The following is a 13961-nucleotide window of genomic DNA, read 5'->3' on the forward strand; positions in this document are numbered from 1 at the left end:
TTTTGCAAAAGTACAATATTTTTATCCATTCAATTTTTCAGCTATTTTTGCAGCCTCAAAAAATAATTGATTTGCACAAATTTCAAAAAATAAAAATAAGCGATTTCACGTATCAGCTGCCCGAGGAGCGAATTGCCAAATATCCGCTGAAAGAGCGGGACAATTCGAAGCTGCTTTTCTGGCAAAACGGAAAGACGGAACAAACTGTTTTCAGGAATATTACGAGCTACCTGCCCGAAAACTCACTGCTGGTTTTTAATAACACGCGGGTGATTCATGCACGCCTTTTTTTCCGAAAAGCAACCGGGGCAAAAATTGAAATATTCTGCCTGGAACCGGTTTCACCATCGGATTACCAGATTGCTTTTCAGGAAAAAGAAAAAGTGACCTGGAAATGTATGGTGGGCAATAGTAAAAAATGGAAAAGCGAAGAGCTGCAGCGCGAGTTTGAAATAAACGGCAAACCCGTTCATTTGAAAGCCCGAAAAAAAGGACAGCAAGGCAATTCATTTTTAATAGAATTTTCCTGGGAAGGTGAATTTACGTTTGCTGAAATTATTGAACATGCCGGAGTGCTGCCCATTCCTCCCTACCTGAACCGCGAAACCGAACCGGAAGATGAGCTCACTTACCAAACGGTGTATGCCAAAAACGACGGCTCGGTGGCAGCTCCCACGGCAGGTTTGCATTTCACCAAAAATGTGCTGAAAAACCTTGCTGAAAAAAATATTGAAACCGCCGAAATTACGCTGCATGTGGGAGCCGGAACATTTCAGCCGGTTAAATCGGAAACCATCGACGGGCACACTATGCACCACGAGCAGGTGCTGATTTCGAAATCGTTCATCGAAAAATTGCTGTCACATGCCGGAAAAATAATTGCGGTGGGCACCACTTCGGTTCGCTCGCTTGAAAGTTTGTACTGGCTGGGACTGAAACTCGAGAAAGCCCACCACCCGGGCGACATTCCGGAAGTTTTGCAGTGGGAACCATACGAAAATGAGGCAACCATCGGCGTTGAAAAAGCACTGCAAAACATCCTGGATTTCCTCGAAAAAACTCAGCAGAAAACGGTACGTTTTTCAACTCAAATAATTATTGTTCCGGGCTATGAATTCAAAATAATTGAAGGAATGATCACCAACTTTCATCAGCCGCAAAGCACGCTGCTGCTGTTAATCAGTGCATTTCTGGGCGACGACTGGAAAAAAGTTTATGATTATGCACTGAAAAATGATTTCCGGTTTTTGAGCTACGGCGACAGCAACTTATACCTGAGGTGAACAACCCCAAATTTAATCCTCAAATTTCAAATTGTTTTTGCCATATTTACATTACATTTTAAGAACAAAAAAAAATGAGAATTTTAGAAAAACTGGAACCGCAACCTTTATTCAACTATTTCGAAGACATTTGCCAGGTGCCGCGCCCCTCGAAAAAGGAAGAAAAAATCAGAAAATTTCTGCTCGAATTTGCAACAAAAAATAACCTGCCGGCAAAATCCGACAGTGCTGGAAATGTGCTGATTTCGAAACCCGCCATGCCCGGCAGGGAAAATGCTCCCGCAGTGATTTTACAAACTCACATGGATATGGTGTGCGAGAAAAACAGCGATAAAGTTTTTGATTTTGACAATGACCCTATTCAGCCACTGATTGAAGGCAATTGGGTAAAAGCCCATGGAACGACCCTGGGAGCCGATTGTGGAATTGGAATTGCCGCCCAAATGGCTGTTCTTACTTCTAACGAAATAAATCACGGGCCCATTGAATGCCTCATTACGGTGGATGAAGAAACCGGACTAACCGGTGCTTTTGCGCTCGAAAAAAATTTCATGACGGGGTCAATACTTCTAAACCTCGATTCGGAGGATGAAGGCGAAATATTTATTGGTTGTGCCGGCGGAGTCGATACGCTTTCTTATTTTACTTATGAAAATGAAAATGTTCCCGAAAATTCAGTGGCTTTCAAAATCTCGGTCACCGGCCTCCAGGGCGGCCACTCGGGCGACGACATTCATAAAAACCGCGGCAATGCCAATAAAATTATAAACAGGTTGCTCTGGATTGCTGGTCGCGATTATGGAATGCGGCTAAATGAATTTGACGGTGGAAACCTGCGAAATGCCATTGCCCGCGAAGCCCATGCAAAAATTGTTGTTCCGGCAACTGAAAAAGAAAAATTCCGGAACACTCTCAAGCAACTGGCTTCCGATATAAAGTTTGAATATAAATTTAATGAACCCAAACTTCAGATAAAGGCAGAAAGTATTGAACTTCCGGAAACAGTAATCGATGAAGCAACACAGAAAAACCTGCTCCATGCAGTTTATGCCTGCCCGCACGGAATCCTCGAATGGAGCACGCGCATGGAAGGCATGGTTGAAACCTCAAACAACCTGGCATCGGTAAAATTTGTGCCCGGCAACAAAATAATGATTACCACCAGCCAGCGCAGCGAACTGGAAAGCCGCAAATATTATGTGGCCGAGATGGTGCGGTCGGTTTTTGAAATGGCCGGTGCCGAGGTGAGACACACTGACGGCTACCCGGGCTGGACACCGAATCCCGAGTCGGATATCCTGAAAATTACAGTGGATTCCTATAAAAAGCTTTTTGGGAACCAACCAATTGTACGTTCCATACACGCCGGGCTTGAATGCGGATTGTTTCTGGAAAAATACCCACATCTCGATATGGTTTCGTTTGGCCCCACCATTTTAGGCGCCCACTCGCCCGACGAACGGCTCGACATTGAAACCACTTCAAAATTCTGGAAACACCTGGTTGATATTCTGGAGCGGATTGAATAAATAAAAAATCATCTATTTACTTCTCGTGATAAACGAGAACGGGTTTGTTGAAGTGTGTCAATACATTTTTCGTGTCGCTTGAACTGAATATTTCGCCGAAAAATCCTTTCCTTTCTTTTAGCAGAACCAGCAAATCAGGATCTTTGTCATCCTTAAATTTTTCAATTGCAGTTATCATATCTTTTTCGGTGAAAAGTTTAAACTGCGGTTTTTCAATGCCGGTTTCATTTTCAACAACTTCCTGCAAACCAATCCATTTCAATTTCCCGGCAAAATCTGTTTCGGTCTGGTTGTGCAGAATGGTAAAACTCACATCGTTTGTTTGTGCAAGTAGCTTTTTCAGGTGCTTGAGCGATTCAATATCCTCGGGGTGAAAATCGGTGGCATAAATTACATCTTTTATTACAAAATGTGTTGTATTTTCGGGAATAACAAAAACAGGACAGCCAACATGTTCAATCAGGTTGGGATACCCAATCAATCCTCCCGTAGCCTCTGAGTAACTCTGGTTGTTGCTGATAAGAAGCATCAAATCAGGATTTTTCTCGTATTCTTCCTGTACTACATCAATGCGATTAATTTCAGAAATATGAATTTCAAACGGCACATTCACCGAATGCTTTTTAATGTACTCGGCAGTAATTTCCCTGATTTTGGTTTCTGCCACCTTAAATTCTTTTCGTGCATTTCTTTCAACTACTACCAGTGCCGGATCTACCGGACCGCCACCACCTGCCATAAATGACTGCCTCATCCAGTCGAAATCGAAAACATAAATAATTTTCAGGTTACGTTTCGACCGGTTGCTCAGCGAAAAAGCATAAGCAATAAGTTCTTCAATATTTTTATACGAATCGAGCAGTAACAAATTAGTCTTCATGGCTGAATATTTTTTTTTGTCGCAGTTTACTCTTCCTGCGTATGTTTTTCTTTTTTGTGCCTGCGCTTGTGGTGTCGCCTGCCGGTAATAAGGTCAACAATTATACGGGTGCCCATGTCCATGGCAATATCCCTGAGTTTATCGGTTGAATTCTCAACTATATCGGCTGTTGAGCCGACAATTTGTTTTTCGTAAAGTTCTTCCTGGTACTTAAGTTGCTTTTTCAGCATACCTAATTCACGCATGTTTCTGACTGGCTTCATCTTAACTTTCTTTTTCCTGTTCGTCTTCTTCAAATAGAATCTCCGAGAAATTACTGATTACGGAGTTGGTCACAATCTTTTTTCGGAACAAAAGAAAGCCGACAGCCACAATGATGAGGAAACCGCCTGCAATGAGCACCCCTTCAAAATAGTTGTGATATGTTTGCCCGTACCAAACGGCAAATGCCGCGGCACCAAAGCCTATTACCAGAGAAAACAGCAACGTAACCACAATCATGTTGAAGAGGTATGATATTGATCTGCTTACTTTTTCAAGAAGTGTAAGTTTTGCCAGGTCAACTTTTGCCTGAACATAACTTTTTACCGAACCATTCAGTTCGCCAATGTTTTTTGCTAAATCTTTGCTCATTGCAATAAAAAAAATTAACGGTTTACCAATCAGTTGTTTACTAAAAAACTGATGTTATCAGGCTTTTTCAGTTTTAGCCGTTTTTTCATTCATTTTGGCTTTTACTTTGTCTTCGGCTTCGTGCGCTTTGCCGCGCATTTCTTCCATTACTTCGTTTACCTGGTCTTTCAAACCGTCAACTTTTTCACTGATGGTATCGGTCATTTCCTGCGATACACTTTTTACTTTTTTAGATATGTCTTTCCGGGTTTTTGAACCTTTGTCAGGTGCAATTAAAATTCCGGTTACAACTCCAGCTGCCGTTCCGGCAACAAATCCCAATAATGCGTTTGCTGTTGATCGTTTCATAATTTCTACTTTTTAAATTGTTTATAATTAATAATTCTTTTCTCGTGTTAAACACTGTATTATGCTGGTTTAACTTCGCCTGTAATTATGAAAAAAACATTCCATTAATTCGGTGAAATTCCCCACAGAACATAAAACATTAACTATCAACATATTGCGCTTTTGGGCAATTTTTTATCAAAAAACATAATGTGTGAAGTAAATCCACAACCTGTGTAATTAGTGAACAACAATTGGGGAATAGAGCCGAGTTGGCCAGCCCGGGAAAGGCCACATTAAACGGAACTCCCGGTGATCAGGAACTCAATATAATTTTTGGGGATGGGTTTTTCCAGAAAGGCGCTAACCACAGGGAATTGCATCACCTGGTTGCGCAGTTTTTCAGTGTTGTTATTGGTGCAAACGATTACTTCAGGTTTTTTCAGAAATGATTTCAATTCCGAAATTTTTTCGAGTGTTGAAGGCAACTTTGCACCTGATATTTTTTCGTCGAGAAGTATGTAATGCAGGTTCTTATTTTTTGCAATAATTTGTTTTTCAATAAAATGAAGTGCTTCCCTGAAGTCATTGAAAGGAAAAAAATACTTATCGAGTTCTTTACTGTTCAGTACTTCTTCCTGCTGATGTAGAAAGGAAGAATCGGAATCGATACAAAGGACCTTTTTTCGTTTTTGTTTCATCACCACTTCAATTTGATACTACCTGAAAAATCAATTACTATTCCAAAAAAAATTAAGGGCTCATGAAAAAAGGTCACTCTTTCAATTTGAAATTCTCTGCTTCTTCAATTATCGTATCAATTGCAGCGGCTGTTTTTTGGGCCATCGGAGGCATGGGGTCAAAGTTTTTTTGGTGCAGCCCCAACTCTTCCAGACGGGTGAGGTCGTTCACAAGGTTATGCAATTTAAAATAGCGGAACGAAGGGATGGCTTTGTGTGCTTTCTGCCCCACTTCTTCCCAGTTTCCTTCCCCGGCCAACCGGCTGATGCTTTGGGAGGTATCCTTTGCATTGGTTATAAACGTATCCATCATCTGGTTGAAAAAGGCCACGTTTCCACCCGTGGTTTTCATGAGATCAGAGGTATCAAAGTGGTCGGTTTCATTTTCAGGGGTTTCATCATCCGTTTCTTTTTCAGCACTTTTTATTTCCTGAACTTCAATATCGAGCAGGTTGCAAATTTTATTGTACAATTTATCTTCCCTGAACGGTTTTAAAATATAATCGTCGAACCCGCTGCCCAGGTATTTCTCGAGGTCTTTTTCCATCACATTGGCAGTAACAGCCAGCATTTTTACATGGCGATTGGCATTTTCGGTGTTCCTCCTGGTTTTCTTCACCACATCAACTCCCGAGAAATGAGGCATGTGGATATCGAGCAGCACCACATCAAATGTTTCTTTTTCGAGCCACTGAAGCGCCTCCGCTCCATCGCGGGCAATTTCAAAATCAATTTCCCATCCGGATAAAATGGCTTCAGCCAGCAGCAGGTTATTTTCATCGTCATCGGCATACAAAATACGTTTGTTGCGGAGTAGGTTAAAATTCAGATCGTACTCCTTCGGCTTTTCCACTTTATCCGATTTTTTCGCCTTTACAAAAGGAATAACCACGGTAAATTCAGAACCCTTGCCCAGTTCGCTTTCCACGTGCAACCGGCCATTGAGCAACTCCACCAGCTTGCGCACAATTGTAAGTCCCAAACCGGCCCCTTTTCGCATTTTTTCGTTTTTCATGCCCGGCTGGGCAAATTCATCAAAAATGGTATCCAAATCTTCTTTTGAAATCCCAATGCCCGTATCTTCCACTTCAAAGCGCAGGTACACTTTTTTCGAGGTGGCTTTCTCACTGAACACCCGGACAGCGACTTTGCCTTCATCGGTAAATTTCAGGGCATTTGCCGTGAGGTTAATCAAAATCTGTTTCATCCTGAACGGGTCGCCAATAACGACTTTCGGAACCGCTTTATCAACAATGAAACGAAACCCAAGATTTTTTTCATCGGCCCTGAAGCGGAGCGATTCTTTCACGTTCTGCACCAGTTCGCGGGTATTAAAAGGCACTTCTTCAATAAACACTTTTCCCATGCCAAGTTTAAACAGGAAAAGCACCTCGTTGACAACCGAGAGCAAATGTTCGGATGATTTTGAAATGAGTTCGCTGAATTTTTTCTGTTGCGGCGTGAGCCCTGTTTTGTTCAGCAACCCTGTAAAACCCACAATAGCATTGAGCGGGGTCCTTATTTCGTGGCTCATATTGGCCAAAAACACCGATTTGGCTTTGTCGGCATCTTCGGCTTCGCGCTTGGCCCTTATGAGGTTTTTCTCCACCTCTTTTTCTTTGGTCACATTTTGCGAAATTAAAGCCCCGCCCACTACCTGCTTGTTAAGCCCGTAAACCGGCGTGGCACTCACAAAATACACTTCACTTTTTATCCGCACTTCACCTTCCGACACTTTGCCATCCAAGGCGTTGCGGTAAAAAGGGAAAAGGCGTTTCTGGGTTTTCTCGTCGAATACTTCAAAAAGTGTTTTCCCGGTCACGTCGGCATTCGAGAGTTTCATCTTCTCTTTTTCGCGGCCACCGGTAAGCACATGCCTGAACTGGTTATCAAAAAGATAGACATCGATGTCGGGCAGGTTTTCAAGCAGGATTTCGCGGTAATCTTCAAGGTCGGAAGGTGTTTCGTTAAAAAACAGCAAACCGGCTGATACTGTTTCCAGGCTATCGCCAAACGTCACTTTTTCGAGTAGAATATTAACGGGAAGCATAATGCCGTTTTTCGAAACAATATAACTGTCGAACGACTGCGGTTCGTCGGTTTCCCACAAAAGTCCGGTACGCTCTTTCAGCTGCACAAAATCTTCTTCGGCCATAATTGCGCTAATTTTGGGAAGCCGCTCGGGGTTTCGCCGCCCAAAAACATTTTCCATGGCCCCTACAAATCTTATAATATTGAATTTCTTGTCGAAGTACAATACCGCATCCTGCCTGGCTCCTTGTTTCTCCGGTTTGAGCTCTCCCGTGTAAATATCGAGCCGTGCGGTTTTCAGCTTGTGGCTCAGCAAATCGAGCGATTTGTCCAGTTCCACCAGCTTCTTCAAATCGGCATCTTTTTCGCGGAGACCCGAAATCAGTCGCGAAATTTGTTCCAGGTGTTTATTCAGATTTTCTTCCATTCATCAGCAATTAGTTGCGGCAATTTAAATGGACAATGCCATTTATAAAATGCTTAAAGGTAGCATGTAACCCGAAAACCACAAAAAGAAGCCACAAGAAAAATCAGCAGATTGCTTGCGAATTGCAGCGTATTGGAGTAATTTGGCGGGTAGTGATTAATGATAAACCAAAAAAAATAAACATGAATAACCGCATCAACCTGATTTTCACCATCACCGCACTTGTGTTTTTAACCTTTCTGGCGGGAAGCTGCAACAATCCCCAATCAAAAGCAGAAAACAAATCGGCTAAAACTCCTGAGGAACTGCCGCAGGGATGGGCTTCGCTGTTCGACGGCGAAACGCTCGATGGCTGGGAAATTACCCAATTTGGCCCCCATGGCCCGGTAAAAGTATCGGAAGGAAACCTTGTGCTGGGAATGGGCGACGGTTGCACCGGTGTAACCTGGACCGGCGATTTTCCGCACACGAACTACGAAGTGTCGCTGGAAGCCAAAAAGGTTTCCGGGCACGACTTTTTTTGCGGAATGACATTCCCGGTGGATACTACCTACTGCTCGCTCATAGTGGGTGGCTGGGGCGGCCCGGTTGTTGGGCTAAGTTCAATCGATGGCGTTGATGCCTCAGAAAATGAAACTAAAATCCTGAAAAAATTTGAACAGGACACCTGGTACCACATCCGGTTAAAAGTTTCGCCCGGTAAAATTGAAGCCTGGATTGATGACGAAAAACTTGTTGATTTTGAAACCTCCGGCCACAAATTATCCATCAGGCCCGAAGTTTACCTATCGCGCCCGTTTGGCATCTGCTCATGGGTAACCACTGCTGCACTGCGCAACATTAGGCTGAAAACGGAGGATTAAAGATAAATCCCCTCGCCCACTCCGATGGGCAGGTCGAGCCAGAACCAAATAAACAGTAACGCCACCCACATAATAAACAACACAACCGCATAGGGTACGAGCAACGAAAGGATGGTACCGATGCCAATGTTCTTATCGTATTTTCTGACCCAGCCAATCAGCAGCGGGAAATAAACATACAACGGACTGATGGCGTTTGTGATAGAGTCACCCACACGGTACATCAGCTGAATAAAAGCCGGGTTATAGTCAAGCTGCGACAGCATGGGAATAAAAATAGGCGCAAAAATGGCCCATTTGGCCGAGCCACTGCCAATAAAAATATTCAGGAAAGCGACCAGAATCATATACAACGTAAACATCAGCGGGCCGGTTAATCCGCTCGATTGCAGGAACTCTGCCCCGTTAATGGCCAGAATAGTATCCAGGCGGCTCCAGCTAAACAGGTTGATAAACTGGGCCACAACCAGCATAAGCACAATGTATCCTGAAAGATCTTTCATGCCCTGCTCCATGAACTTGAGCAAGTCGTCAGGTTTTTTAATACTGCCGGTAATTTTGCCGTAAATGTAGCCGGGAATGGCAAACAGAAAAAAGAGAATGGGTACCAGTCCGCGCAAAAAAGGCGATGGCACAATTCCGCCTGTCTCCTGATTACGCAACGGCGCGTTTGGCGGAACAAGCAGGGCAACAATAATCAAAACATAAATTAATGTGGCCAACCCGGCATAGCGCAATGCTTTTTTCTCGGTAACCGAAAGTTTAGGTGGTTCATCGAAGGATTGAACGGCTGCATCACCCACAGAAAAAGCACGGCACCGGGGAATGGTAAACCGCGAAACCACAAAAGCGCCACCCACCCCGAGCAACAGCGTGGACACAATCATGAAATACCAGTTGGCTGTGGCACTTACTTCGGCACCAGGATTAAATTGCTGAACCACTTCGGTGCTGATACCAGCCAGGAGTACATCGGTTCCGGCAATAAAAAAATTGGCTGTGAACCCTGCAGTTGCACCGGCGTAACCTGCAATGAGGCCCGCAACCGGATGCAGCCCCATTTGCGAAAAGATTAATGCCGCAATGGGCGGCACAATTACCACTCCGGCATCGGAACCAATATTACCGCACGCCCCAATGATAAAAATAACAGGCAAAACAATTTTACGCGGAACAGCAAATGCCATGGTGCGCATAATTATGGTAAGCAGCCCGCTCCGCTCGGCCACCGAAACGCCCATCAGCATAACCAGTACCAAACCAAGCGGGGCAAAGTGGGCAAAATTGGTTACCATCTCTTCGAGAAAACGACGCAGCCCCCACCCCGATATCAGGTTTTTGGGCACAACGGTTTCGCCCGTTCCGGGGTCAATCGCGCTGATGCCGCTAAAGGCTGCTATGGCGCTTAAAACAATAATTATTACGGTAATCCATACAAATAACCAGAACGGGTGAGGCAGTTTATTGCCCATAACTTCAATCCACCTTAACACACCTTTGCTTTGAGGTGGTTCATCCCTTTTAGATTCTTTGGTTTGCTTTGCCATATTAAATTTTTGTTTTGCTAAAAATAATAATGGGGCACAAAATCGGTAATTTTTTCTTAACCGGAAAATGATAACAGATTTTTTGGGTTAAATATTACTGTGGGGTGCTATGAGTTTTGGCTGGTTTTATTCCGCGCAGGGTGGTCAATAATCTTTAAACTTCGCGCTTTTAGCACATATAATTTTGCGTGTTGCCAAAATGGCAACCTTATACTGCGCAAAACGGTGCTACAATGTATTTTGATAATGAGTGCAGAATTGTAAATAACCACGACAGAGAATTGATGAATTTCATTAAATCTGTTGATTAGTCATTTGAGTAATTCATGCTTTTTTTGAATTTCTGCGGCTATATTTTTATGTTTTAACAGAAATTGAATAGCGTGTTTGAATTAAGGAAAAGTACTCACATGAATTAAAAAAGTACGACGGTACATACATTTAAAAAAATGGAATACCTGGTAAAAGACAATATACCTGAATTGAAATATGAACCACGCAAAAGTGCCAGTATGAAATAGGAATCATCGGTTGGAAAATGATTTTAACCTCCTAATAACGGGTGATTATGGAAAATAAAAATCAAATAGTGGTGGTCAAAAGTGGAGCTGGCGGGAAACGAACCTGTTCGCTATCCTGCTGAAAATAAGTTTTTTTACTTTTTCAAATTTTACAAACTCCCGAATTGCCACCTGAAAATCACAACGTTTTGAGCTTCCGTTTGCTTCCGTTTGCCGATTTAAAGGTAATAAAATATCTATTAATTTATTATTTGGAGTAAATATTTTTCGTATAATACATATATAAATAATCGTTTTTCGTTATTTGTAACTGTTTTTCGTTTATATTTGAAATAAATATTTTTCGTAAATAATCATGAATAATAATTGTATTTCACAAAAAATAACTGTTTTTCGGGGAAAAATAACACCTGAAGAAGGATTCTTAGTTGGTTATGGAGCCATTATTCTTCATTATGATTTGAAAGTCCCTGTACCAAATATTCTTTCGTTGATTAGCCAGAAAGACAGGAAATATCAAAAAGAAGAATGGCAGGTTTTTACGCCAAGATACAAACCAAACGATACACTTTTAAAACAATTAGTTTTTGCGCTTAAGTATGAAGGAGTAAATCTTCTTGTTTTTAAAAAGTTATTTGAAATTCTTAGCACTCATGAAATCAATGAGCTTGTTCAAATTGAACCATTGAGTCAGTACAGCCGAAAAATTTGGTTTTTATATGAGTGGTTATTTGCTGATATGTTGGATATTCCTGATTTAAATAGGGGAAATTTTGCAGACTTGATCGATGAAAAAATTCAATTTGCTGTTAAAGGAACTCGTTCATCTCGTCAACGGATTATTAATAATTTGCCTGGCACGCCTGAGTTTTGTCCGTTAATTTATAAAACAGAAAAACTCGAAAAATATATTGCTTCCAACGTTCAGTTACAAAAGAAGAATTATCTGAGCAGCATTCATAAAGATGTAATGCAACGGGCATCCTCTTTTTTATTGTTGAAAGATTCACAAGCCTCATTTACAATTGAAGGAGAAAGTCCCGGAACTAAACGTGCTCTTCGTTGGGGCAAAGCAATTGGTGAAGCCGGTAAAAATCCGCTTTCAAAGGAGGAACTTTTGCGCTTACAGGGAATAATTATAGAAAGCAAAAGATTCACAAAATTGGGATTCAGAACTGAAGGTGGCTTTGTTGGAGAACACGACAGATTAACAGGAGAACCTATCCCGGAACATATTTCTGCAAAATGGCAGGATTTAGATAAACTAATTGATGGATTAATTCACACGGCCCAATACCTGGAGAAGGAAAAGCTCGATCCTGTTTTAACAGCTACCTCCATAGCTTTTGGATTTGTTTTCATTCACCCTTTTTCGGATGGTAACGGAAGAATTCATCGTTTTCTGATTCATCATATTCTGGCTAAAATGGGTCTTGTTCAGCAAGGCGTAATTTTTCCGGTCTCTGCATCTATCCTGGATAAAATTGATGAATACCGGATAATTTTGGAGAGCTATTCTCATCCCGTTATGGAATTGATTGAATGGGAAACTACCCCGGAACATAATGTTAAGGTACTAAATGAAACCATTAATTTTTATCGTTATTTTGATGCAACCAAACAAGCTGAATTTCTATTCGATTGCGTGTTTGATACCATTAACCGAATAATCCCGGAAGAAGTTGATTATATCTTAAAATACGATGAATTTAAACGATTCATTGATGATCAATTTGAAATGCCGGATAAATTGGTGGCTACTTTGGTGCGATTCCTGGAACAAAATAACGGCCAACTTTCGAATAGAGCCAGAACAAAAGAATTTGCGAAATTGAAAGATAAAGAGGTGAATGAAATTGAGAAGGTGTTTCGGGAGGTTTTTGAAGGCTGAAGCAATTAGAGAAATAAAAAAACGGATTGCAAATCCGCACCAGCAAAAAGAAAAAGCTGACCGAAACCGAAGAGAACCAGGCTGAAGCAGCGCACCGATGGCACCGATGCTTTTGATACGCTGTTTATTAGGATGAATTTATGACTATGAGAGTGGAGTTGGAAGTGTTGGAATGAGAGTGATGAAGTAATTACTCAATCGGGATAATAATTTTTTATAATATTGTTATACAAACAAATAACCTTTTTGCAGATTTCATAAAGGAAGATGTTTTCACTATTTCCGTGCTTGTCTTTTATACCACAGAAAAGAAATAACTCTCCATGCTCACCAGATACTTCATCAACTAAATAATTATCATCATATAAGATAGTGTCATTAGTTAAATATAATTTGCCGTCTATAATTTCACCCTTGGCTAGTTCTCCATCAACTTCAACGTAATAATTTATATATTTTTCATTCATCTTTAATACATAATGCTTGCTGTTATTATATAATGAATGAAATATGCACATGTATTTATTTTGATAAAATAAACGACTCATATCTTTGGAGTCTAAATTTTGTTCTACTTTCAACCAATCGCGCAAAGCTCCTGTTGAAAATATAAAATCGTAATAATCATTAATATCATTTGAATTTTTGAGTTTTTTAAACTTTAACAGAATAAGTTTTTCGTATAATTCCTTAGCAGTCTTGTAACCAAAGGGGGTATTTTTTAAATTTCTTTCCATGCTTTGTTAAGTTAATAATTTTAATCAAATCCTAAACTACTAAACTTTTTGTAAAACTCGATTGAAAAGAATTGCCTGGTGTTGAAAAGAATTGGCAAAAATAAAATGAATAAACCCGGTAGAACATCCGGGAACGAAGTTTCTGCTTCGCTAAAACTATTATTCAAACCAATCTCTTATTCCGAAATGCCTTTCCTGAACCGGATTTCAGGTATTTTTCAAAGTTGTATGCTTTGTATTTTTCGGAAAAAGCAATGTAGGTGATTAATTCAACAGGTAGTTTATCTTTGGTGTAATGAACCTCACAATTATTATGTTTTCTAATTCGGTTGTCGAGATTATTGGTACAACCTGTATAGTATGAACCATCATTACAACCAAGAATGTAAACGTACCACATAAGTTAAGTTTTTGAAAATGGTGGACCGCGTCCACCGAAGCTCACCGAAGGTATAAATAGGGTTTGCTGAAAAACTAACGATTTATTTTTAATAGGCATTGTTCAACTCCGTTATTAGCAGGTTGAAAATTCACTAATAATTCCATTGTCTG

Annotated in this window: 13 protein-coding genes; 4 read left to right on the forward strand and 9 right to left on the reverse strand. The window is 41.0% G+C overall.

Features of this window, described 5'->3' with window-relative positions:
* Nucleotides 1–71 precede the first annotated feature (71 nt).
* Together BUC07_RS11050 and BUC07_RS11055 are read left to right on the forward strand one after the other, a co-directional pair.
* Nucleotides 72–1283, forward strand: a complete 1212-nt coding sequence (locus BUC07_RS11050; RefSeq protein WP_245792700.1) for an S-adenosylmethionine:tRNA ribosyltransferase-isomerase — start codon at nucleotides 72–74, stop codon at nucleotides 1281–1283.
* A 74-nt stretch (nucleotides 1284–1357) separates the two neighbouring features.
* Nucleotides 1358–2812 carry an aminoacyl-histidine dipeptidase gene (locus tag BUC07_RS11055; RefSeq protein WP_073169332.1) on the forward strand — a complete coding sequence of 485 codons (1455 nt, stop codon included), beginning with the start codon at nucleotides 1358–1360 and terminating at the stop codon, nucleotides 2810–2812.
* A gap of 16 nt (nucleotides 2813–2828) precedes the next feature.
* On the opposite strand, the gene BUC07_RS11060 is transcribed toward BUC07_RS11055, so the two are convergent.
* The 6 genes from BUC07_RS11060 to BUC07_RS11085 form a co-directional block, all read right to left on the reverse strand.
* Entirely contained in the window at nucleotides 2829–3692 is an 864-nt protein-coding gene (locus BUC07_RS11060; RefSeq protein ID WP_073169334.1) for a universal stress protein, read from the reverse strand.
* 26 nt (nucleotides 3693–3718) lie between these two features.
* A complete protein-coding gene (locus BUC07_RS11065) occupies nucleotides 3719–3955 on the reverse strand; it encodes a hypothetical protein (RefSeq protein WP_073169336.1) in 237 nt (78 codons plus the stop codon).
* Between the two features lies 1 nt (nucleotide 3956).
* Nucleotides 3957–4325, reverse strand: a complete 369-nt coding sequence (locus tag BUC07_RS11070) for a phage holin family protein (RefSeq protein WP_073169338.1) — start codon at nucleotides 4323–4325, stop codon at nucleotides 3957–3959.
* Nucleotides 4326–4382: 57 nt separating this feature from the next.
* The gene (locus BUC07_RS11075) at nucleotides 4383–4673 is read right to left on the reverse strand and encodes a YtxH domain-containing protein (RefSeq protein ID WP_073169340.1); all 291 of its coding nucleotides are present in this window, start codon (nucleotides 4671–4673) and stop codon (nucleotides 4383–4385) included.
* A gap of 275 nt (nucleotides 4674–4948) precedes the next feature.
* A complete protein-coding gene (locus tag BUC07_RS11080; RefSeq protein WP_073169342.1) occupies nucleotides 4949–5353 on the reverse strand; it encodes a response regulator in 405 nt (134 codons plus the stop codon).
* A 73-nt stretch (nucleotides 5354–5426) separates the two neighbouring features.
* Complete coding sequence (locus BUC07_RS11085; RefSeq protein ID WP_073169344.1) at nucleotides 5427–7850, reverse strand: ATP-binding protein; 2424 nt, start codon at nucleotides 7848–7850, stop codon at nucleotides 5427–5429.
* Between the two features lie 182 nt (nucleotides 7851–8032).
* Between BUC07_RS11085 and BUC07_RS11090 the strand changes: the two genes are divergently transcribed.
* The gene (locus BUC07_RS11090) at nucleotides 8033–8713 is read left to right on the forward strand and encodes a 3-keto-disaccharide hydrolase (RefSeq protein WP_083578212.1); all 681 of its coding nucleotides are present in this window, start codon (nucleotides 8033–8035) and stop codon (nucleotides 8711–8713) included.
* Here the strand turns inward: BUC07_RS11090 and BUC07_RS11095 are convergent.
* On the reverse strand, nucleotides 8710–10260 hold the full coding sequence (locus BUC07_RS11095) for an AbgT family transporter (RefSeq protein WP_073169346.1): 1551 nt from the start codon (nucleotides 10258–10260) through the stop codon (nucleotides 8710–8712). The genes BUC07_RS11090 and BUC07_RS11095 overlap by 4 nt on opposite strands.
* A gap of 876 nt (nucleotides 10261–11136) precedes the next feature.
* Here BUC07_RS11095 and BUC07_RS11100 point away from each other — a divergent pair.
* Nucleotides 11137–12672 (forward strand): Fic family protein, encoded by a 1536-nt coding sequence (locus tag BUC07_RS11100; protein ID WP_073169348.1) that lies wholly within the window; start codon nucleotides 11137–11139, stop codon nucleotides 12670–12672.
* A gap of 194 nt (nucleotides 12673–12866) precedes the next feature.
* On the opposite strand, the gene BUC07_RS11105 is transcribed toward BUC07_RS11100, so the two are convergent.
* Nucleotides 12867–13409 (reverse strand): hypothetical protein, encoded by a 543-nt coding sequence (locus BUC07_RS11105; RefSeq protein ID WP_073169350.1) that lies wholly within the window; start codon nucleotides 13407–13409, stop codon nucleotides 12867–12869.
* Between the two features lie 163 nt (nucleotides 13410–13572).
* On the reverse strand, nucleotides 13573–13809 hold the full coding sequence (locus BUC07_RS11110) for a GIY-YIG nuclease family protein (RefSeq protein WP_073169352.1): 237 nt from the start codon (nucleotides 13807–13809) through the stop codon (nucleotides 13573–13575).
* Nucleotides 13810–13961 lie beyond the last annotated feature (152 nt).

It is taken from the genome of Tangfeifania diversioriginum (assembly GCF_900141875.1).
Taxonomy (GTDB): Bacteria; Bacteroidota; Bacteroidia; order Bacteroidales; family Prolixibacteraceae; genus Tangfeifania; species Tangfeifania diversioriginum.

Bases quoted from the DNA above. Each gene is read 5' to 3' on its own strand.
- BUC07_RS11065 (WP_073169336.1), bottom strand. From the start codon at position 3,955: ATGAAGCCAGTCAGAAACATGCGTGAATTAGGTATGCTGAAAAAGCAA.
- BUC07_RS11055 (WP_073169332.1), top strand. From the start codon at position 1,358: ATGAGAATTTTAGAAAAACTGGAACCGCAACCTTTATTCAACTATTTC.
- BUC07_RS11075 (WP_073169340.1), bottom strand. From the start codon at position 4,673: ATGAAACGATCAACAGCAAACGCATTATTGGGATTTGTTGCCGGAACG.
- BUC07_RS11105 (WP_073169350.1), bottom strand. From the start codon at position 13,409: ATGGAAAGAAATTTAAAAAATACCCCCTTTGGTTACAAGACTGCTAAG.
- BUC07_RS11070 (WP_073169338.1), bottom strand. From the start codon at position 4,325: ATGAGCAAAGATTTAGCAAAAAACATTGGCGAACTGAATGGTTCGGTA.
- BUC07_RS11060 (WP_073169334.1), bottom strand. From the start codon at position 3,692: ATGAAGACTAATTTGTTACTGCTCGATTCGTATAAAAATATTGAAGAA.
- BUC07_RS11080 (WP_073169342.1), bottom strand. From the start codon at position 5,353: ATGAAACAAAAACGAAAAAAGGTCCTTTGTATCGATTCCGATTCTTCC.
- BUC07_RS11095 (WP_073169346.1), bottom strand. From the start codon at position 10,260: ATGGCAAAGCAAACCAAAGAATCTAAAAGGGATGAACCACCTCAAAGC.
- BUC07_RS11090 (WP_083578212.1), top strand. From the start codon at position 8,033: ATGAATAACCGCATCAACCTGATTTTCACCATCACCGCACTTGTGTTT.
- BUC07_RS11110 (WP_073169352.1), bottom strand. From the start codon at position 13,809: ATGTGGTACGTTTACATTCTTGGTTGTAATGATGGTTCATACTATACA.
- BUC07_RS11085 (WP_073169344.1), bottom strand. From the start codon at position 7,850: ATGGAAGAAAATCTGAATAAACACCTGGAACAAATTTCGCGACTGATT.
- BUC07_RS11100 (WP_073169348.1), top strand. From the start codon at position 11,137: ATGAATAATAATTGTATTTCACAAAAAATAACTGTTTTTCGGGGAAAA.